This is a genomic window from Natronocalculus amylovorans (assembly GCF_023638035.1).
GTDB classification, from domain to species: Archaea; Halobacteriota; Halobacteria; order Halobacteriales; family Haloferacaceae; genus Natronocalculus; species Natronocalculus amylovorans.
The window spans coordinates 456,155-475,708 of sequence record NZ_JAKRVX010000002.1; the positions used below are offsets into that span (position 1 = coordinate 456,155).

At 52.0% G+C, this 19,554-nt stretch carries 17 protein-coding genes and 1 pseudogene; 10 read left to right on the top strand and 8 right to left on the bottom strand.

Features of this window, described 5'->3' with window-relative positions; translation table 11 throughout:
• Positions 1 to 90: 90 nt before the first annotated feature.
• Entirely contained in the window at positions 91 to 1,347 is a 1,257-nt protein-coding gene (locus AArcSt2_RS06770) for a DNA double-strand break repair nuclease NurA (RefSeq protein WP_250583515.1), read from the top strand.
• Positions 1,348 to 1,354: 7 nt separating this feature from the next.
• On the opposite strand, the gene AArcSt2_RS06775 is transcribed toward AArcSt2_RS06770, so the two are convergent.
• Entirely contained in the window at positions 1,355 to 1,690 is a 336-nt protein-coding gene (locus AArcSt2_RS06775) for a flagellar hook-length control protein FliK (protein ID WP_250583516.1), read from the bottom strand.
• A 178-nt stretch (positions 1,691 to 1,868) separates the two neighbouring features.
• Between AArcSt2_RS06775 and AArcSt2_RS06780 the strand changes: the two genes are divergently transcribed.
• The 3 genes and pseudogenes from AArcSt2_RS06780 (at position 1,869) to AArcSt2_RS06790 (ending at position 5,572) form a co-directional block, all read left to right on the top strand.
• Positions 1,869 to 3,695 carry an ATP-binding protein gene (locus AArcSt2_RS06780; protein ID WP_250583517.1) on the top strand — a complete coding sequence of 609 codons (1,827 nt, stop codon included), beginning with the start codon at positions 1,869 to 1,871 and terminating at the stop codon, positions 3,693 to 3,695.
• A 12-nt stretch (positions 3,696 to 3,707) separates the two neighbouring features.
• Positions 3,708 to 4,865 (top strand): annotated as a pseudogene (locus tag AArcSt2_RS06785) (RNA-guided endonuclease InsQ/TnpB family protein); the annotation flags it as partial.
• A gap of 32 nt (positions 4,866 to 4,897) precedes the next feature.
• Positions 4,898 to 5,572 (top strand): nitroreductase family protein, encoded by a 675-nt coding sequence (locus tag AArcSt2_RS06790; protein WP_174652120.1) that lies wholly within the window; start codon positions 4,898 to 4,900, stop codon positions 5,570 to 5,572.
• Between the two features lie 11 nt (positions 5,573 to 5,583).
• Here the strand turns inward: AArcSt2_RS06790 and AArcSt2_RS06795 are convergent, their stop codons facing one another.
• Positions 5,584 to 6,870, bottom strand: a complete 1,287-nt coding sequence (locus tag AArcSt2_RS06795) for a KaiC domain-containing protein (RefSeq protein WP_250583518.1) — start codon at positions 6,868 to 6,870, stop codon at positions 5,584 to 5,586.
• 194 nt (positions 6,871 to 7,064) lie between these two features.
• Between AArcSt2_RS06795 and AArcSt2_RS06800 the strand changes: the two genes are divergently transcribed.
• Together AArcSt2_RS06800 and AArcSt2_RS06805 are read left to right on the top strand one after the other, a co-directional pair.
• Positions 7,065 to 7,886, top strand: a complete 822-nt coding sequence (locus AArcSt2_RS06800; RefSeq protein ID WP_250583519.1) for an NAD(+)/NADH kinase — start codon at positions 7,065 to 7,067, stop codon at positions 7,884 to 7,886.
• Positions 7,887 to 7,927: 41 nt separating this feature from the next.
• Entirely contained in the window at positions 7,928 to 8,488 is a 561-nt protein-coding gene (locus AArcSt2_RS06805) for a hypothetical protein (protein WP_250583520.1), read from the top strand.
• A 19-nt stretch (positions 8,489 to 8,507) separates the two neighbouring features.
• On the opposite strand, the gene carB is transcribed toward AArcSt2_RS06805, so the two are convergent.
• The 4 genes from carB to AArcSt2_RS06825 form a co-directional block, all read right to left on the bottom strand.
• The gene (gene carB / locus AArcSt2_RS06810) at positions 8,508 to 11,756 is read right to left on the bottom strand and encodes a carbamoyl-phosphate synthase large subunit (RefSeq protein ID WP_174652124.1); all 3,249 of its coding nucleotides are present in this window, start codon (positions 11,754 to 11,756) and stop codon (positions 8,508 to 8,510) included.
• A gap of 111 nt (positions 11,757 to 11,867) precedes the next feature.
• Positions 11,868 to 12,215 (bottom strand): hypothetical protein, encoded by a 348-nt coding sequence (locus AArcSt2_RS06815; protein ID WP_174652125.1) that lies wholly within the window; start codon positions 12,213 to 12,215, stop codon positions 11,868 to 11,870.
• 64 nt (positions 12,216 to 12,279) lie between these two features.
• On the bottom strand, positions 12,280 to 12,495 hold the full coding sequence (locus tag AArcSt2_RS06820) for a hypothetical protein (protein WP_174652126.1): 216 nt from the start codon (positions 12,493 to 12,495) through the stop codon (positions 12,280 to 12,282).
• A gap of 62 nt (positions 12,496 to 12,557) precedes the next feature.
• Positions 12,558 to 13,094, bottom strand: coding sequence for a DUF5815 family protein (locus AArcSt2_RS06825; RefSeq protein WP_174652127.1), 537 nt, complete (start codon positions 13,092 to 13,094; stop codon positions 12,558 to 12,560).
• 106 nt (positions 13,095 to 13,200) lie between these two features.
• Between AArcSt2_RS06825 and AArcSt2_RS06830 the strand changes: the two genes are divergently transcribed.
• Positions 13,201 to 14,574, top strand: coding sequence for an NAD(P)/FAD-dependent oxidoreductase (locus tag AArcSt2_RS06830; protein ID WP_250583521.1), 1,374 nt, complete (start codon positions 13,201 to 13,203; stop codon positions 14,572 to 14,574).
• Here AArcSt2_RS06830 and AArcSt2_RS06835 read toward each other — a convergent pair.
• Complete coding sequence (locus AArcSt2_RS06835; RefSeq protein ID WP_250583522.1) at positions 14,546 to 16,489, bottom strand: sensor histidine kinase; 1,944 nt, start codon at positions 16,487 to 16,489, stop codon at positions 14,546 to 14,548. The genes AArcSt2_RS06830 and AArcSt2_RS06835 overlap by 29 nt on opposite strands.
• A 242-nt stretch (positions 16,490 to 16,731) precedes the next feature.
• Complete coding sequence (locus AArcSt2_RS06840) at positions 16,732 to 17,334, bottom strand: DUF6149 family protein (RefSeq protein ID WP_174652130.1); 603 nt, start codon at positions 17,332 to 17,334, stop codon at positions 16,732 to 16,734.
• Between the two features lie 128 nt (positions 17,335 to 17,462).
• Between AArcSt2_RS06840 and AArcSt2_RS06845 the strand changes: the two genes are divergently transcribed.
• The 3 genes from AArcSt2_RS06845 (at position 17,463) to AArcSt2_RS06855 (ending at position 19,518) form a co-directional block, all read left to right on the top strand.
• Positions 17,463 to 18,701, top strand: coding sequence for an NAD(P)/FAD-dependent oxidoreductase (locus tag AArcSt2_RS06845; protein ID WP_174652131.1), 1,239 nt, complete (start codon positions 17,463 to 17,465; stop codon positions 18,699 to 18,701).
• A 93-nt stretch (positions 18,702 to 18,794) separates the two neighbouring features.
• Positions 18,795 to 19,034 (top strand): hypothetical protein, encoded by a 240-nt coding sequence (locus AArcSt2_RS06850; protein WP_174652132.1) that lies wholly within the window; start codon positions 18,795 to 18,797, stop codon positions 19,032 to 19,034.
• A 91-nt stretch (positions 19,035 to 19,125) separates the two neighbouring features.
• A complete protein-coding gene (locus AArcSt2_RS06855) occupies positions 19,126 to 19,518 on the top strand; it encodes a DUF7124 domain-containing protein (RefSeq protein WP_425493652.1) in 393 nt (130 codons plus the stop codon).
• Positions 19,519 to 19,554 lie beyond the last annotated feature (36 nt).

Consider the following 19,554-nt stretch of genomic DNA (forward strand, 5'->3'; position numbering starts at 1 on the left):
GTGCCGGTAGGACGCCAACCATCATGAGGATGCCGGCTCATTTTCAGGATATCGATCGCTTTTTTGCTCGTTCACACTACCTCTGTTGATGTGACACTCGATCCCATTCACGTCGAAACAATCGCTAAATTGGCAAGCCAAATTGCGGAGGAAACCGATGATAGCGAACAGACTGAGCTTGCACAGACAGTGTGGGATGAGTGGCTAGATCCGCTTGTTGTTGGTGGAAAACGAGTTATCGAGCCACTTGAGCCACAAGAGCTACACCGGGTCTCAATTGACGATATTGCGCTGTGTGAGCGGCCTTATAGGGTCACGCACGGGCTGGACTCTGGTACCCTCAACCCAACAACGTTCAAAAACGGACTTGTACTGGATGTTGCACATGCAGCAATGGCATCACATCCATCGACACTTACACTGCATCGAAAACGGACCGTCATCGCAACAGTCCACACAAACAACACCACAAGCAACTACGACGAGGAATGGTCGATATATGATGACGGACATAGCCGTCGGAAGGTGTGGCGTGCACCGAAGATTCGCCGGTTCCAAGAAGGAATCGTCCACGCGCTCTCGTTATATCTTGCAGAGAGCGAGCATGCACTGTCACATGAAGAGGAAGTATCGGAGTTGCTATTTCTTGATGGCCCACTGTATCCAAAAGAGCTGTTGTCATGGAACGACCGAGATGCAGAGCTTGCAACCCTTGCACGGGAGACAAAGCCGAAATCTGTGCTCTCGAACTATATACGACTAACAGAGCGATTCATTGAGAGCGACCGGACAATCGCAGGCTTCGTTAAAAATCCAAGCGCTCGGACGATCGTTCAAGGCCTATCAAAGAACGAGACCACGGTCCCATGGGGCGATGACACGGCATTTTTTACCCGGCTGCTTGAGCAATCACCGAAGAAACAGGCACACATCCACGATCGTCGGAAAGACTCGCTCACATTCACGACGTGGCTACTGTCACGTGGCGGTCCTGACCGAACTGTCTCTGCGTATGGAGATGCACTCGGAGTAGAGCGAAAATATCCATTAGACGCGTATACGGTGACGTTCTTTGTAATATATGATCCACGATCGGATCTGCTGTATAAAATTGAGGCTCCGTATGCAGTTACGAAAGATGAAGACAGACGAGAGGCGTTAACCAGACAGGTCTTGAGTGAAGTTGCAGCACAAAAGGGTCCACCAACACCGGTTTCGAAGGCGGATGAGCTTGCACGAATCCGTGCAGGCGAGAAGCAGTCGCTTAAACGACGGTTTGAGAGCGAACTGAAAACTGCAGTACGATCATCATATGATGCCGAACGATGGGATGACATGGAACACTAACGGAGGCTTAGGCAGGCCCGGGGTTTGCAATCTCAACGGTGACTGATTCGGAGTTGACACCGATTCGGGCAAACTGTGTTTTAAGATGGTCTTCGGCCGCTTCAATTGCTTGCGATCGTGTTTCAAACCCGCGTGGCATTGGTGTCTCGAATGCAACTCTAATCTTCTCGCCGTCAATCTTGATTGGAGAGCCACCGCTTTCGACCTGATAGAACGAATCACAGACCCACACATATGGTGCATCCTCGTCGGGTGCACCTTTGTATGCTGGCGGCTCTTCGCCACGCTCAAATATTGTCCCGGTGAGATTGGTCCCGCCGCCATGACCACTTACTAACAACATGACCACCACTATGCCCTCTAAACGTAAATACCGTGTCCACCATTGAGTGATATGTTAAAATGTTCAATGAGATCGCCAAAGATGCGTGATATTTTACAAATTAAGATCGAATAGCTAGTCGACCACAACAGAGATCGTGAGGGAAAAGGCGTTTATCTTTCGCTACAGACACTCATGCATGACACTTGAGGATTTCACCGAGTTTAGTGCCGAATCAAACGGCGACTCAGATGATGGAGGGGCAGCTGGGACGGAGTCTACATCCAATACAGAGCGGGCATCGGGTGAGCAGGAGGCGGATCGATTTGAGTCCGTCTCAGTGTCACCGACCGGGACAGACAACGGACTCGGCACGCTGTCGGTCAGAGACGGGTTACGAGTTGCAACGGATACCCAAGAAACCGAACTCCGAGCCTTCATTACAGCAGAGAACCGTGAATCAGTCCGAATTGGAAAGTATATCATTATTCCATATCCGGATGCGGAGTCGCTGTTTTGTCGAATTACCTCGCTTGAATATGCCCAAGAGTATCACTCCGACGATGCGACCGAGATTCACGCGCGGCGATCGATGCGACAAAACGAGTTCCATGAGCGCGATTACAAATTTATGGCTTCGTTGGAGCCAATTGCAGTGCTCTACACGGATAATGGAACACTTAAACGACGCATGACTGACCGAGTCCCAAAACCAGGTGCAACCGCAAAACAGGCGCGCGACAGCACAGAGATCAAAACGGGTTTGAAAATTCCAGCGGAAGGAATCTTTCTCGGACATCTCTCAGTCGGTGGTGAAAAGGTACGCACCGCAGCCTCGCCGCCGACGATCGACTACCGAATTAAAGACGACTACGGATCCGGTGATCCGCTTGTGTTCCGCCATAGCCTCATTGCAGGGGGAACAGGGTCAGGAAAAACACATGCATCAAAAAATGTACTTAGACAGTATCTCTCCGAAGACTGCCAGTATCCGATGGCAGACGGACGGACTGTCTCACCAGCAGTTGTTCTGTTTGACCCACAGGATGAGTACGCACAGATGCACGATGATAACCCCGAGATGACACCGTCATTTGCCCGGAAACTCGATCGCGAGAACATTGCATACGGAGGCCACTCCGATACGATCGCACTTGTTCCAAAAGAAGACGGGGTCACGTACGGCGGAGGCGGTCATAATGCCGACCAAAAGGCGTTCACCATCCCGTTTTCAATGGTACGTGATCAGCCGTGGCTTGTTGCCGGAAGTAGTCTCAACGAGAACCAATATCCTGCGCTTTTGACGCTGCTTAGTCGATTCTTCCGCAACTATGGCGAGAGTGGAACATACAAACAGTTCCTTGCGTTTCTCGACGATCCGGCACTGAAAGCGGAACTGGATGAGTCTGGACGGGTTCATGAGGCAACATTCGATGCAGTAAAGCGTCGGGTACGTGGGATTCCGACCGGGATATTTGATCAAGCAGCAACCCCAATCACAGATCTTGATCAAAAATTAGTCCGGCCAGGTGGGTTGACAGTCATTCCCACCTACCACCTGAGTACAAGTCGTGCAAAAGAGCTGTTCGTCCTTGCGGTCTCTTCATACCTGATCGACGACAAGCTCTCAAATGCACCGGAGAGCGATCGTATTAAACAGACACCGGTCGTTCTCGGGATGGATGAGGCACATAATTTCCTTGCAGACGCAGACACTGTTCAAGCACAGAAAGTAATTACAAAGTTTACAGAGGCCGCAAAACAAGGCCGAAAAGAGCGGCTTGGGCTATTTTTGATAACACAGGATCCGCAGGATATTGCTGAGCCAGTATTTAAACAGATCAATACAAAGCTGGTATTAAATCTCGGTGACGAGGATGCAATAAAAAGCGTCAACATCCCGACGACGCTCCAACAAAAAGTACCATATATGGAGAAAGGACAGATGGTGATCTATTCGCCTGATAATTCCGAGCCTGTTGAATTAATTGGGCTCTCGACCTGCCTCACACGACACGGTAGATAGTGACGGTCTGCTGAGACGGAATTAACCGCGAACCTTGTCCAAAAAGGGATTCGACTGGCGATCGAGGCCACCAAAAGCGGGGTCGCTCGCCTCAAGAAAGGCGACAAGACGAGCCAACCGCACTTCCACGCGTGGAGCGTTGTTTACGACAAACGAAGCGCGACGTTCCACCGCGACCACATATCTCTTTCAACAGTGAACGGTCGTGTCGAGTGCGACTACGTTCTTCCCGATACCCCAGAGGGAACATCGATTGGGGAGTACCTGCTGAACGAGAATTACGAGTTCCGAATGTCCACGTTGCAGTACGACCGTTTCTCAGAGTCGTTCCATCTCCACGCCCGGATGCACCGAGTTGAAACCGACGAGCAACCCACAGCTGATTCTTCCAACGTTCATCAGACGCAGCCTGATGCAGCCCATCAGAACGCTCTGCGTTCTGAGGACACCAAGCACAGAACAGTCCTTGGCGTTGACCTGAACGTGGATGACTCGCTTGCCGTGACTTTCACGGGGGCGTTCATCGGGAACGCTGACGAGATGAATCATCACCGCCGAGAGTTCGAGAAGACTCGCGGGTCGATGCAACAAACGGGTACGCGGTCAGCCCACCTGTTGATTCAGCCGATGAACGACCGCGAACACCGCTGGATGCAGGACGAACTCCACCGTGCTTCGAACGAGATTCTCGACGAAGCCCGTGAGCATGGCTGTACGCATATCGCGTTCGAGAATCTGACCGGGATTCGCGACCGAATGATTGGTGCAAAGCGGTTCCATGCATGGGCGTTCCGACGCTTATACTAGTACGTCGAATACAAATCCGAGACGTACGGTATCGAGGTCGAACAAGTGGGTCCGGCGTACACAAGTCAGCGGTGTTCCAAGTGTGGGTTTACCCACGAGAACAATCGACGGTCGAAACACGAGCTCGTGTGCCAGAAGTGCGAGTACGAGTTGAACGCGGATTACAATGCGAGCAAGAACATCGCTCGCAAACTCTTGAAAAGACTCCACTCGGGGCAGAAGTCTTCGAGTGGAGGCGCACTCTGTCAGTGTGCGCTGAAGTCGGGAACGTTGAACCTAAACGGCGATTATACCGCCTCCGTCGGATCGACGGTAGAAGGGGAGTCCACTGACAAGCCCACGACTTCAGTCGTGGGTTACTGACAACTCATACGTTTTGAACACAAACAGGAAATATGGAGTTTGAAACGGTCGCTGGAACACGCCGATCGGTCCATCAGTACGCTGAAAAGGAACTATCAAAAGAGACGCTTGAGGAAATATTCGCAGACGTTCGAAATTCACCATCAAGCTACAATTTACAGCCGTGGGAGTTCCTTGTTGTCCAAGATACAGCCTCTCGTGAACTGCTCAAAGAGAATGCATATGGGCAAGCACATGTCGCAGATGCACCAGCGGTCGTTGTTGTCCTTGGGAACTTAGATCCGGCAGCACACGCAATTCGTGTTGTTGATGACCAGCTTCAGCGCGGTGATCTCGACCGCAATGCACGTGACAAAAAGCTTGATCGTCTCAGAAACAAATCTGAGGATCCAAAAACGGATCGCCAGCTGTGGACAACACAAAACGTCTCGCTTGCAACAATGACACTGATGCATGCCGCGTGGGCTCGAGGTATCGCTTCCTGCCCGATGGGTGGCTTTGATCCCGATGCAGTGACCGAACAGTTTGCTATTCCGGACGGCTACGAACCGCTCATGTTGGTAACACTCGGCTATCCAAGAGCGGATGCTGATGACTTGTCCGGCCAGCGGAAATTCAGACGTCCGGTGTCGGAGTTTGTCCATTATGAGACGTTTGATCCGGTAACAGACGCAGATATCGTGGATACCGCGGCCACGGACGACTGAACCGTATCGTACTAAAAAATATTTGCTTGCCGATAAACGCTGATTCCGTCTGCAGTGATTTCGTACGGTTTTGTTTCACGTGAGTGGTTCGCATCACGGATTTTCTGTATCTCAACGGCGAGTCGCGTCTCCCGGAAGTTCGATGGTCGGACATACTGTAACACAAACACCGCATCAGTGAGATACTCGACAATCCCGTGCCGAGAGGCGTACGGATTATCTTCGCTTGCTTCGGAGGTTAACATTGTTGTGACGCCCGCTTCTTTCAGCGATCGTGTGAAATCAAACACCTCGCTCCGTCGCTTTGCTGGATGATCGTACATCATCTCGAGCAATGAGACCGAATCTAACACGAGTCGATCGGCCTCAAACTCGGTGATCAACCGTGAGATGTCGCCCCTAAGGCTTGAGAGACTATTTGCCATCTCGACGGGGTCAAGTGCGACAACTGCAAGATATCCTTCGGATTCGTACTCTCGAAATGGCCAGCCCCGCTCTTCAGCGGTTGCAAGAATCGCCTCCCTCGTCTGTTCCAACGTAATGAAGACCGCTTTTTCACCCTGTTTGAGCCCATGATGAAGAAATTGGAGCCCAAACGTTGTTTTCCCGGTTCCTGCACTCCCAATAACAACCATCAGCGATCGTTGTGGAACCCCACCGAGAATCATCTCATCGAGGCCTTTGATGCCAATAGTAATTCGATCGATGTCAGATTCGAACTCCGAATCATCGAACGTATCGGTGTCGCCAGCGGCAGATGTTTGGGTATCCTGCTGCGCTCCAAAATCACCAAACCCAAACGCGTCTCCACCAGATCCTGGTTGGTCCGAGTCAAACGAGTCAAATCCGAACCCATCGGAGTCGTCTGCAGGCGACTGTGAGGACGGACGTTGTGAGCCACCAAATGGATCGGTCGTTTCGGTTTCGGTTTCGGGTTCGGTTTCTGTCGTGCTGTTGTCCTGGATACCACCAAATGGATCCGAAGGTTCTGACTCGCTGAGTTCGTCAAACGGGATCGGGTCCGCGTTTGCATCGACGGCCGCTCCACGATCGGTGTTCACCCTCGCGGAGTCCGTCTCTGAGTGAGTGGCATCTGGTCCGTCGGTGGGTTGACTGTTTTCAACGGCCGCAGTATCAGTATCATGGTCGATTTCAATCGGTTCGGATTCGGATCCAGCCTTGGATGTAGACGCTGTGTCTGTGTCTGTGTCTGCGTCCGTATCGGTGTCATCAGATGCCGTCTCATCTTCTTCATCTAACTCGTGAAGCGCGCGTTCGTACCAGTCATCATCGCTCATGTCAGACTCGCCTCCACCGAACGATCAACAGAACCCATAAAAAAGATGCTAGCGGTGATAGAACGCGAGAGACAACTCATATCACAACATGGATAGCGACTGGTATCAATGTTACCCGCTAGTCCGACAATAGTAGCGGGTCATCGAAATCGTGACACGCAGTGCTTTTCTCACCAGACGCTAAAACGGCGGGTATGGACGTCGGGATTATCGCACAACGGGGCAATATGCGAGCGGCCGAGATTGCGGGGGCGATCGCGTCCCGACTACGACGCGAAGCGGTGGATGTTCGACTCGATACTGCGACGGCGAACACACTTGAACAAAAGGGGATGTCGATTTCAACATTCGATGAGACCGATCTCGTCGTGAGTATTGGTGGGGATGGCACATTCCTCTTTGCTGCTCGAGGCGCTGGTGCTACGCCAATTCTTGGCGTTAACCTTGGAGAGGTAGGCTTTTTGAACGCTGTTGCACCAGACGATGCGGTTGAAGCCGTTGCTACTGAAGTACAAGCAGTAGCTGATGGATCGATCGTAATTCGAGAGGCCCCCCGACTCGCCGCAACAGTTGATGACTGGCAAAGCAACCCTGCAACAAACGAAATCGTCGTTCAAGGTTCGCGACGAGGGCCGGGGGCGGGGATTGATTTTGAAACACGTATTGATGGCTCATTATACTCAAGCGGCCATGCGGATGGTATTTTGGTTGCAACACCGACTGGCAGTACAGCGTACAATCTTAGCGAAGGGGGCCCACTCGTTCATCCCGGCGTTGATAGTGTGATCCTCACAGAGATGTGTGTGACTGACGGCATGCCATCGCTGCTTGTCGATCAAGCGTCAACCGTGACTGTGACCGTTTCTGGCGTTGAGTCTGCACTTATCGTAAGTGATGGGCGCGATCCACGAGAGATTGAACCACCAGTGGATGTACAGATTACCCGATCCGAACCGCCGCTCCGAATTGCAGGCCCAACCGGTGACTTTTTTGAAGCACTGGGGAAACTCGCGTAGCTCTCGGAATCTTCAAACGAAAAGAGAGACACCACCCAGTAATGGAGGTTCCAGCGGGATTATCCCCCTTTGCGAAGCAATCACGAGCGGAACATATAGCAACGGTGGTGCTTGGTGTACTCGTATTTGCGGTGGCGTATCTTGTAACCACAATCGCGGGGTTTGGGTCGATCGGTACGCTCCAAGCAGGTCCTGATGCGTTTCTGCCACGGCTTACTGCAGGGACTGTCGCAACAGTCTCTTGTTTTTCGTTTTTTGCGCTTGCATTCATCCGCGGCTATGGTGGCCCTGTACTGAATCCAGTGATATACCCGATCGGTATTGCTGCGATCGTTCCAACCGTAGTGCGTTGGCTGCTATTTGGACCTGCGGTTGATGAGCTCCGGAGGCGCCTGTTGCTTCCTCCGCTGTCGGTACTCCTTGAAATGGGAATCTACGTCTTCGGGACACTCATTGCGGGCATCTCAGCGTTTGGAGTGATACTGCTGCTTTGGTCAAGCTATGTGCTCACCGATGAGGATATGAACCGATGGGAGCAGACACATCTTTCTGAGGTATTTCGATCAGCGTTCGTTGACGAACAAAACGAAACAGCGCGCTAACAGCGCAGATTCAGTTCAGTTACTCTTCGATTCCCCAGCGTGCAACGTGCCGTGGGCGATCCGAGACGGCCATTACATCGATCGGCTCATCTTTTGCACGGCGTGCCTCAAGTGCAGCGCGAGCGCTTGCTGGTGTTGAGAAGTAGGTGATATCCTCCTCGACAGCGGTTGACAGCAGATTGCGATCGCGTGAGACAATCAGGTCAATCTTTCCTTTCTTAACGGCCTCAACAAGATCGACATCTTCACAGAAGTCATAGAATTCGCCAAATCCGTCAACTAACGCGTCGGCTTCCGGTGTATCCGGCTCTGGGAACTCGTCAGCCGAGAGATCAAGCGCAATCACACCGTCGCGCGGGATTGGCTTGCCAGTCGAATCCTGGGCTTTGTCATATGCTTTGCCGAATGTGTCTGCGGTTCCCATTACTTCGCCGGTCGATTTCATCTCCGGGCCAAGACGTGGGTCGCTGTTTGGAAGCCTGTCGAACGGCAGTACAACCTCTTTGACACTGATCTGGTCTGGTGTTTGTTCTTCGACATCCAATTCAGCGAGCGATTCGCCAGCCATGACTTTTGCTGCGAGTTTGGCGATCGGAACGCCAGTTGCTTTTGAGACGAATGGAACGGTACGGGAGGATCGAGGGTTTGCCTCAAGCACGTACACTTCACCATCTTTCACTGCAAGTTGGACGTTGAGCAATCCAACAGTCTCAAGCGCTTTTGCGATTCCCTCCGTCACTTCGCGAACACGGGCGTACACATCTTCATCAAGCGACTGTGGTGGGATCATACACGCAGAGTCACCGGAGTGAACACCGGCGCTTTCGACATGTTCCATCACACCACCGATGAGGATATCCTCACCATCGGAGACGGCATCAACATCCAGTTCGATCGCGCCAGCAAGGAACTGATCAACAAGAATTGGCTTGTCTGGGCTGACACGAACTGCCTCTTCAATGTACGTTTCCAGCTCTGCATCATCGTGAACAACGCGCATTGCACGGCCACCAAGCACGTAGCTTGGACGGACTAACACCGGATAGCCAAGGTCGTGTGCGAGTTCAAGCGCCTCCGTTTTCGATGTTGCAGTCCCACCTTGTGGCTGTGCAATGCCCATCTCATCCATGAGCGCGTTGAACCGATCGCGGTCCTCTGCGAGGTCCATTGCCTCAACGCTTGTACCCATAATCTCACAGTCCAGTCCACGACGATCGATCTCGTCTTGGAGTGGTTCGCCGATGTTGACAGAGGTCTGCCCACCGAACTGAACCATCACACCGTTTGCGCCAGTTGCTTCGACAACGTCAGCAACCTCTTCGGCAGTAATTGGATCAAAGAACAGGCCATCGGAGGTATCGTAGTCGGTTGAGACGGTCTCTGGATTGTTATTAACAACGTGTGCCTCGATTCCAAGGTCGCGAAGTGCCTGAATGGCGTGCACTGCACAGTAGTCGAACTCAACACCTTGTCCAATTCTGATCGGGCCTCCACCGACGACGACCACGCTGTCGATCGCTTTGTTTACGACTAACTCGCCTGCTGCTGCGTCACCCTTCAGTGGGCCGCGCTCAAACTCGGACTGGCGAGCGGAGTAGTAGTACGGTGTCTCTGCAGCGAACTCGCCAGCACAGGTATCGACCTGTTTGTACGTTCTTCCGGGAACGTCCGCTTCAACAGCGTCAACATCAACGCCACCACCGGCGATCGCCGCGATCTCTGCGTTTGTCTGGCCTGCGGTTGCAGCTGGTTGGAGGTTGCCGTTCTGTGCCGCTTCAGCGGCGTCAGTCACGCGTTTAAATCGCTCAAGATACCATGGCTCAATGCCAGTTAGCGCTTCAACTTCGTCGACGGTGTAGCCGCGCTCGTAGGCCTCGAAGATCGCATACGGACGATCCGGTGTTGGTGCCTCCAAGTAATCCGTTTCCAGTGTCTCATCGTCTACGTCAGCCCAGTCAACTGCTGGATCGTATTCCGTCGATCGAAGCGCCTTCAGCAGGCTCTCTTCGAAGTTTCGGCCGATCGCCATCGCCTCACCGGTTGATTTCATTGCCGTTCCAAGCGTGAAATCAACGTTTTCGAACTTATCTTTCGGCCAGCGTGGAACCTTCGTCACAACGTAGTCGATCGCAGGCTCGAATGCAGCGGTCGTCTCACCGGTAATCTCGTTTTTGATCTCGTGTAGCCGTTTGCCAAGTGCAACCTTTGCGGTAACGCGTGCAATTGGGTATCCGGTCGCTTTTGATGCAAGTGCTGAGGAGCGAGAGACACGTGGATTCACTTCAACTACACGGTACTCCCCACCGGGCGTGCCATCGTCGCGCCATGCAAACTGGATGTTACAGCCGCCTTGGATCCCGAGTTCGCGGATCACATCAAGTGCGGCGTTGCGCATCTCTTGATGGCCATCGTCCGGAATTACTTGCGATGGGGTCACAACCGTTGACTCTCCGGTGTGGATCCCCATCGGGTCGATGTTCTCCATATTACAGATGATGATACAGGAGTTTGCAGCGTCCCGCATCACCTCATATTCGAGTTCAACCCAGCCAGCGATCGATTCGGTGATCAGCACCTCGCTATTACGCGAGAGTCGAAGTCCCTTACGGACGCGCTCGACAAGCTCTTCCATCTCGTCAACAACGCCGGACCCGGATCCACCGAGCGTGTAGGTTGTTCGTGAAATAACCGGAAGCCCACCAACAGAATCTACAGCATCCGAAACACGCTGTCTAAATGCGTCTTCGTCAAACTGTTCGACGGACTCACCCTCGTCGAGGGCAATCGTCGTTGACTGTGGAACTGGCTGGCCGATCTTTTCCATGCGCTGACGGAACAGATCACGATCCTCAGTGGCGTAGATCGTATCCAGCGGTGTTCCCATAATATCTACATCGTACGCTTCAAGCACACCCTCTTCTGCAAGCTCTGCGGTGACATTGAGGCCAGTTTGTCCGCCAAGGCCTGCAATAACGCCGTCAGGTCGCTCTTTTTCGATGATCTCCGAGATTGCTTCGGTGGTGATCGGTTCAATGTAGACCCGATCGGCCATCTCAGAATCAGTCATAATCGTCGCCGGGTTGGAATTGACGAGGACGACTCGTGCACCTTCCTCCCGAAGTGCCCGGCATGCTTGTGCGCCGGAGTAGTCGAATTCAGCTGCTTGACCGATCTGAATCGGTCCACTGCCGATGAGCAGAATTGTTCTGTCTTCCTCGGACGATGGGTTGTCCGCAGTCGCTGTTTCAGCGGTCGTCTCGTCGCTCATTACCCAGTCGAAGTGCGTTCATCGTAATAAGCCCGGCGAAAGAATACGAATTTCGTAGCAAAATTCAGTAATTCGTAAGTCACTTGTTAGCACGATCGGTTCGTATTATCATTATTTTTCACGTGAACTGATGCGTGTTCCGAACCGCCAATCGTAGATAAGGAAGGAGAGTCCAAGCGCCGCAAACGAGAGAAACGTTAGTTCGACACTTAAATCACGAAAGAACGGTCGGTCAAGTGTATAGTGGAAAAAGAAAATGTCCGATATCTGGCTGTTGTGAATTTCGTAGACACGATTGGCACGCGCACCATTGTCCATGATATGATGGACGTCCGGTACAACGCCCCACACACCCGCGAGGAATGCCCCAGTAAGCCTGTACCGTGTGATTGGAAGGATCGACAGAATGAATAACCCGATAACGAACCCAACAGCAAAGTGTACAATTGCAGGTGCCATTATGTTATATTGGCCTGCGATCGGTTTCGTTAGGCCGTGGTTAGCGCACGGCTCGATGCCCATACTACGGGAGCCAATACCGATATGGATGATCGGAGATAACAGTTACATCGCCTCGTTGTGCGTGGCGACCAAGTACTGTGGCAACACGGTGTGCGCTGCTAAATCGATCGGTGTCGTGCTCTTCGAGAATCGACATAATCTCGCGCGCCGTCAACGGCTCATCAGCCTCGGCGAGCACACCTTTGAGACGCTCAAAGTCGTCGTGTGCGGCGTGCATACATCTTACATGGGCCTGAATCCCCTTCAACCTACGTAAGACAGTCGTCTGACGATGACAGTTCACTGTACGAATACATCATCTTCGCTGAGATCTCGCTGTGCTCTGTACTCGGAGACAAACTCGGAGACGTCAAACTCTAACATCTGTTGTTCGAACTGTGTTAGCGCGTTCTCATCCTCTCCGTGGCTGACCGCATGTTCCATGAGTTCAATGACGAGTTCAACGATAATTTCGTGGAGCCGCTGTGAATCAAAATCGCTGACCCACAACATCGAAAACCCAACATCTTGATCGTTACTTGCGTCGTTTGAAACGACCTTATTCGGGAACTCTTCAAGCACAATTCCCAAGAGATGTGGGGTTCCAAACTCTGGCATTTCGGCACTCGTCGTTTCGATCGCCTCCTGCAGTACCTCTACAAGAAACTCCGGGAGAAATCTGTCCGGTGGATGAACATCCATGACGACGGCATGGCTTTCGCCACAGCTACAGTCAAACTCCCGCATCCCAAGGTCAAAGTCGTGAACGTATTTTGTACGGCCACACGGGAGTTCAAGCTCGTCGCCGCGTCCACCGGGGACGCGTGGTTCTGGCATAGGTGTTCGTTGTTTGGTCAGCCGGTTAAATATCGCGTTCGATCGGTTCTGGTGTAACCGATAGAGAAGCCACAAACCACTTACCGAGTCGTCACAGAACATCAGTATGATTTCGGTCATCGGTGGCGGCATTGCTGGACTTGCAGCCGCCTATCGCCTCCAACAGCACGGTCACGATGTGCACGTTTTTGAAGTTGCAGACGAGGTCGGTGGCCTCGCTGGACTGTATGAAACAGCCGGCGATCCGATCGAGATGTACTATCACCACCTCTCAAAATCGGAAGAAACGATCGTTGAGCTTGCGGATGAGCTTGGCGTTGCAGATCATCTCGAGTGGAAAATCGGCAAAAACGCCTACTACGTCGATGGAACTGTTCATCCACTTGATAAACCATGGGAGATACTCGCCTATCCACACATGAGTTTCTACGATAAATTCAGACTCACACTCCTCACACAGGAGATCGACATCCGCGGTGGCCGACCACGATTTGACACCTACGACGATTTGGCTGCCTTCGAAGATGTTCCGATCGGTGAGTTCCTGCTCGAACACACGACACGCGGTGTGTACGAGAACTTCTTTGAGCCGCTTTTGGATGCTAAGTTTGGCGATCGGAAAGACGACGTGTCTGCGGCGTGGCTTTTGGGCCGTATCAAGTTCCGTGGTGAGCGCGATCTCCTTCGTGGCGAGATTCTAGGCTACTTCGATGGGAGCTTCAAAGTGCTTCTAGCTGCGCTGATTGATGCGGTCGGCGAACAGAATATTACAACGAACGCGCGTGTGACAGACCTTGCATACAATGAAACAGGTGTGACGTCAGTAACTGTTGAGACACCGACTGAAACGGCAGTGCATGACTCCACTGCAGCGATCATTGCAGCGATGCCAAACGTGCTTGAATCACTCACTGGATATACCTGTGCGATTGATTTCCAAGGAGCGGTCTGTGCTGTTGTAACCATGGATGGGCCGCTCACAGACACCTACTGGCTCAATATTGCGGACGACGCACCATTTGGGGCGCTGATCGAGCATACCAATTTTGTCTCGCCTGATCGGTATGGTGGTGACCATCTCCTCTACATCGCAAGCTACATTCAATCATATGATGAGCCGCTCTGGCAGATGACAGATTCCGAGGTCGAATCAGTGTGGCTCTCACATATCGAAACGCTATTTCCCCAGTTCGATCAAACGAGCGTTCAGTCGGTACAGATTGCTCGAAATCCACGCGCAGCACCGGTGTATGAACGTGGCTATCGGGAGCTAATTGTTCCATACGATCTAGGTGAGGACATCGCACCAGGGGTGTACTATGCCGGGATGGCAAGCCACGCGCAGTACCCAGAGCGAAGTCTTAATGGTGGAATTGTTGCAGGATTCGAATGTGCCGATCGGATTGCAGAGCGCAACCGAGAGCCAGGACAGTCGGGGACCGATCCGTTTGTTACGCCAACGCTGGTTTCGGAAGAGTAATTTTGACGGTTGTTCCAGCAGTGTGACAATCGAACGTAAGCACACCGCCATAGGATTCAACAGTCCATTTGACGATCCACAGCCCTAACCCGCTTGTGTGATTAAGCTGGGTTATCTTTTTATCACCTGCAAGCACCTGCCGTTCATCCTCATGAATGCCAGGGCCGTTATCCTTGATATTCACGAGAACGTCACTCTCCCGTTCTGTGACGTTGGCTTCAACGTACGGTTGTGAACATGGGTTGTGCTCAATTGCGTTCTCAAGGAGGTGTGTGAGCGCGGTTTCAAGGTAGTTTCCAGCAGAGACGATGCAGTGACTGGGTGCATCTGTGCGGATGTCTGCAGCGGGATATCGCTCGGAAAACGACTCACAGATACTGGTGGTCAGTGCTGCGATGTCTATCGGTTCGTTTGTTGGTCCTTGTCGATTAATGATCGATTCAAGCTGCCTTGCTTCCCGACTTGTCTCCGCAAGGCCCATAATTCGATCGGTAAGCTGTGTTGTAAGTGTGTCAACGGTCTCCGTCTCAGTTGGGTCCTGACGAGCAAGTTGGTCTGCAATTCCCAAAACGACATTTAAATCATTCCGCAAATTGTGTCGAAGAATTCGATTTAATACCTCGTGATACCGCTCTCGGTTCCGACGTTCGGTGATATCTGTATACACCGCGAATCCGCGCTGCTCTTCGCTATGTGCAAACGAGATGCTCCGTAACAGGAACGTCCGAACACCAGCAGTTGTTTCACGAATCACTTCACGGCTAACAGCCTCTCCTTGTGCTGCAGAGATGTCAATCAGTTCAGCCTCTGCCTTCTGCGTGTCGGGAACAATGAACTCATTTGTGGGTTGCCCCTGAACTTCTTTTTCAGTGTATCCAAATACCTCCTCAAACGCACTGTTTACCGACCGAATAACCGATCGGCCATTTCTAAACTGTAGCTCAACGATAGGATCCGGGAGACCTTCATACAGTTCTCGAAACCGATCTCGCTCGGCGGTGAGCTGCTCTCGTGTTGCTTTCAGCTCACTAATATCTCGAACAACACCAACCGTTCCTCGAAGGCCCGCAGAGCCATCCAGGGGAAGCAACGTTACCTCCACTTCAACAGGGAGCTCCTCCCCAGTAGTTGTTTTTAACACAAACGTTCGGCTTGTAATCGGACTCGGCTCTGCTGGATTGTGTTGTGCATGCTCACGGAGTTGCGTTTGTATCTGAACCGCTGTCTTAAATTGTGACGGTGACAGAATCGCAGAAAGCGGCTTGCCACGGAGTTCCGTTACGTCATATCCAAGCTGTTCAGCAAGTGACGAGCTGACAACACGAATGATTCCCTGTTCATCAACAATATAGACCATCTGATTAGTGGCAGCCAATAGTTGTTCATATAGGATCGTTTCAGGACCTTGTGAGGCTGTTGGAAGCGTCTGGGGGGTATTGTCGGTTGTCTCAACTGCTGTCGAATTCTCGAGAATCTCTTTTTTCACCCACTGTTGAAGCGGTCCCGTAACAGCGGTATCGAACGGTATCGCCGTGCTACTATCGGCAAATAACCAAATTTCAACATCAGTCGTATCAGTCGATGGATCGGATAAAGCACTACACCAGCCCGCTATGTGTTCCGTTGCTATGTTGGTCTGCCAGCATGATTTGAAATCAGTACCGTGGGAAGCACTTGTTGTCCGATCGGTTGCTTGTGTGGCAAACTGACGAAGGATCGCCCGGTCACCACACGTAGCAATAAACCGGATTCCAGAGGGCTTTCGGTGAATAATTGTCGCAGCGGGGCACTCTAGCGCCGATCGGCACTGTTCAAGTGTTTGTGTAACTGCAGTTGGTCGCCAACTGAGTTCAGAAACGACAGGCTCGATAGCAGAAAAAAGAGCGCCGGAGCCATCATGTCGTATCTGTTTCACTGACGTGACCTCATATTTTGCGATCGTGTTGAGAGAGATACGATATTGCTACTTAATCAAACTGTGAGCCCGGAATCACTCCCACCACCGATGCCATCTGCGCGAATCAGTTATACATCAAATGAAGTCGTATAAAATAGTACTGGATAGATTCAGCCTCATCAACCATTTTATGTGGTGGTGTTAGCTGTATACCTACCTGGATCAAGGAGAGAGCCCTGCCGTGAACAGCGAGGAGGATCTCATTCTGTGTGTTCTTTCGTTTCAGTTGTCGAGACACCGGGGGCGCTTGTCGGGTCGATGTTCTCCGGTTCGGCTGTGCCACCGACGACAACATCGCCATCAGGTGTTTCAGCATACACGTTATCTGAAAAGCCGTCGATCGCGTTCTCATACTCCGGTTCGTCCAGTTTTTCCAGTGTTTTCGGTGCGGTTGCAATACCGCCAGCGGGTCTGAATGTTCCAAGTGGGTCGTCGATCGTGATCTCGTGGGTAGTGAAAAACGCTCCGTAGCGATCGAAATGTTCCTCAAACTCGTCGGCCGGGATCTCCATCATTTCTGTCCAGCCATAGTTGAAGAAGTCGAAGTTTGCTTGGATGTGCGTGATTTCTCGGGCTTCAGCCTCGGAAAACCCTCCATCGAGCGCAGCAACATACGTATCCATTGTTGCATCAAAGAAGTCGTCAAGGTGTGCACGGCGTTCCTCGCGTCGATCCTCGTCGGCCTTCCCAAGGAAGATTTTCGTATGCAGTTTGACCAGTCCGTAGTTTGCGACCGTACTTATTCCCGGCGTTGTGAGTGCCTTTTTTGCAGCCCAGTGTCGCGGATTCTGGCGTATCTTCATTGCTACTCACACATTGGGGCTGCGTCATCTTGAACGCCACGCTGGTAATATTTGTGAGGTGTGACAACTGTTCACGGTTGATCATTCAGATAGCAATCCACATTAACCCCGAATACAAATTCGAGGGTATGACAGCGTCGTACGTGATCATTGGCGACGGGATCGCGGGGAGTTCCGCCGCAGAGACCCTCCGTGAAGAGGACCCAGATGCCGACGTGACCGTCATCACCGACGAAGGCGAGGCATTGTACAACCGTATTCTCATCAAAGAGTTCGCGAAAGGCAAACTTCCTGAAGCGCCGATCTCAATCCACGATGACTCGTGGTATGATGAGCGCAACATCGACCTCAAACTTAACACGCTCGTAACCAACATCGATACCGACGCACACACTGTCGGTACTCACGAGGGTGAAACGCTTGAGTACGACAAGCTGCTTGTGGCAACCGGTGGCACGCCAACGCAGCTTCCAGTTGAGAACTCCGATGCAGACGGTATTAGCCATTTCTGGACGTTCCAGGACGCACGTCAGATCAAAGACGGGATGGAAGCCGCAGATGATGCAGTCATTGTTGGTGCAGGATTGCTCGGCATCGATCTCGCTGCAATCTGTGGTGCCCAGGATGTCTCCGGAAAATATCTCATGCGAGGAAACGCCTGGTGGCGCTACGCACTCAGCGAAGAGGGTGCAGAGATCATGCATGAAGCAATGCGCGAGCGCGGCGTTGAGCCAGTGTTCGAAAGCGGCGTCGATCGCTTCGAAGTGGATGACGACGGCCACGTAACCGCGGCTATTGACCCAAACGGCGATCGTTACGGTGCGGACTTTGTTGGAATTGCGATCGGGCTCAACTTCAACACAGAAATTCTCCAAGACACCGACGTCAAACAGGACAACGGTGTTGTCGTTGATCAGTACATGCAGACGAATGTCGAGGATGTGTATGCGGCCGGTGACCTGACACGCTTTTACGACGTGATTCTCGGCGAATACGCACAGAACGGCGCATGGGGATCGGCAAAAGAGCAGGGAACGATCGCAGCAAAGAACATGATCGATCCAGAGTCTGAAGAGTTCCGCTGGGTCTCTTCGTACTCGATTACGCACTTTGACTTCCCGTTCCTCTCATTCGGTCACCCAACGCTTGGTGATGACTCTGCGGAAATGAAGCACTCCGACACTGAGTGGCGGCGCATTGCGATCAAAGACGGTAAAATCGTTGGTGGTGTCCTCATCGGTGATCTCTCCCCGCAGAGCGCGTACAAGAAACTTATGCGCGATGAGGTACCGATCGGCGATCAGAAAGAGATCCTCATGCAGGAAGGATTCTCAGTGGACGATCTTGCACCGTCAAAAGAGCAGTAACCACTGCCTTATTCTGTTATTTTAATACGGTAATGGCTGTCAGTACCGACAGTCAGGGTAATCTTTATAATAGTTCATGTTATTTGGTAACACATGTCTCGATCTGATTCACACACCCACACACTTGGTGTTGATCTTCGATTAGTACCGACAGACACCGTAACCGAAAGCGATCGTGTCACACATATTGACCAACTTTCAGAACAGGCTCAAGAAACGATCTTCTCTCGGGTTTGTTGTGGCTCTCAGCGAACCCAACAGCTACTGACGGAGACCGAAGAGCTGCATCGAGGTGATATTCTCGTTTTTACGGACTACTTTGAGCTCCGGTAGCCGAGGAGTGAGTACTCTCAGATACGAAGCGGTTTTTGTCTGTGGCTGAAAATACACCTGTATGGATAGCGGAGGCGATAACAGCGGCACAATGACGCTCGCATTCGAGTTGGATGCGCTCAAACAGCTACAAGAGCCGAACAATGTGTTCAACGATGCTCGACAGTGGACTAAATACGTTGGTGTCGTCAGCGAACAGCCAACGTATGTGGTGACCAATTTTACGCGAAAAGAGCGGATCAGGCAAGATTTCTTCTCAGGGCCGCGCGGTGTTAAAGAGAGCCTTGAGAACGTCAAACGGCAGTTCGATACTGATCGACACGTGTATGTCGGGAGTACCGAAGAGGATGAATCAATGGCGGCAGAATGTGGCTGGGAGTTTTTGCATGTTACAGACGCTGCAGACGCTGCTGGATGGGTTGTTGTGGACCCTGAACCACAAGAGGATCCCTTCGATTCATCCGGTCGGGATGATTGGCCCTAATTCACCGAAAACTTCACTGATCGAAACTCCTAATCA

Excerpts from the sequence above, each read along its gene's own strand:
- AArcSt2_RS06795 (WP_250583518.1), bottom strand. The coding sequence starts at position 6,870 with ATGAGCGATGATGACTGGTACGAACGCGCGCTTCACGAGTTAGATGAA.
- AArcSt2_RS06855 (WP_425493652.1), top strand. The coding sequence starts at position 19,126 with ATGACGCTCGCATTCGAGTTGGATGCGCTCAAACAGCTACAAGAGCCG.
- carB (WP_174652124.1), bottom strand. The coding sequence starts at position 11,756 with ATGAGCGACGAGACGACCGCTGAAACAGCGACTGCGGACAACCCATCG.
- AArcSt2_RS06815 (WP_174652125.1), bottom strand. The coding sequence starts at position 12,215 with ATGGCACCTGCAATTGTACACTTTGCTGTTGGGTTCGTTATCGGGTTA.
- AArcSt2_RS06790 (WP_174652120.1), top strand. The coding sequence starts at position 4,898 with ATGGAGTTTGAAACGGTCGCTGGAACACGCCGATCGGTCCATCAGTAC.
- AArcSt2_RS06830 (WP_250583521.1), top strand. The coding sequence starts at position 13,201 with ATGATTTCGGTCATCGGTGGCGGCATTGCTGGACTTGCAGCCGCCTAT.
- AArcSt2_RS06805 (WP_250583520.1), top strand. The coding sequence starts at position 7,928 with ATGGAGGTTCCAGCGGGATTATCCCCCTTTGCGAAGCAATCACGAGCG.
- AArcSt2_RS06780 (WP_250583517.1), top strand. The coding sequence starts at position 1,869 with ATGACACTTGAGGATTTCACCGAGTTTAGTGCCGAATCAAACGGCGAC.
- AArcSt2_RS06820 (WP_174652126.1), bottom strand. The coding sequence starts at position 12,495 with ATGCACGCCGCACACGACGACTTTGAGCGTCTCAAAGGTGTGCTCGCC.
- AArcSt2_RS06775 (WP_250583516.1), bottom strand. The coding sequence starts at position 1,690 with ATGTTGTTAGTAAGTGGTCATGGCGGCGGGACCAATCTCACCGGGACA.
- AArcSt2_RS06825 (WP_174652127.1), bottom strand. The coding sequence starts at position 13,094 with ATGCCAGAACCACGCGTCCCCGGTGGACGCGGCGACGAGCTTGAACTC.
- AArcSt2_RS06800 (WP_250583519.1), top strand. The coding sequence starts at position 7,065 with ATGGACGTCGGGATTATCGCACAACGGGGCAATATGCGAGCGGCCGAG.
- AArcSt2_RS06840 (WP_174652130.1), bottom strand. The coding sequence starts at position 17,334 with ATGAAGATACGCCAGAATCCGCGACACTGGGCTGCAAAAAAGGCACTC.
- AArcSt2_RS06850 (WP_174652132.1), top strand. The coding sequence starts at position 18,795 with ATGTCTCGATCTGATTCACACACCCACACACTTGGTGTTGATCTTCGA.
- AArcSt2_RS06845 (WP_174652131.1), top strand. The coding sequence starts at position 17,463 with ATGACAGCGTCGTACGTGATCATTGGCGACGGGATCGCGGGGAGTTCC.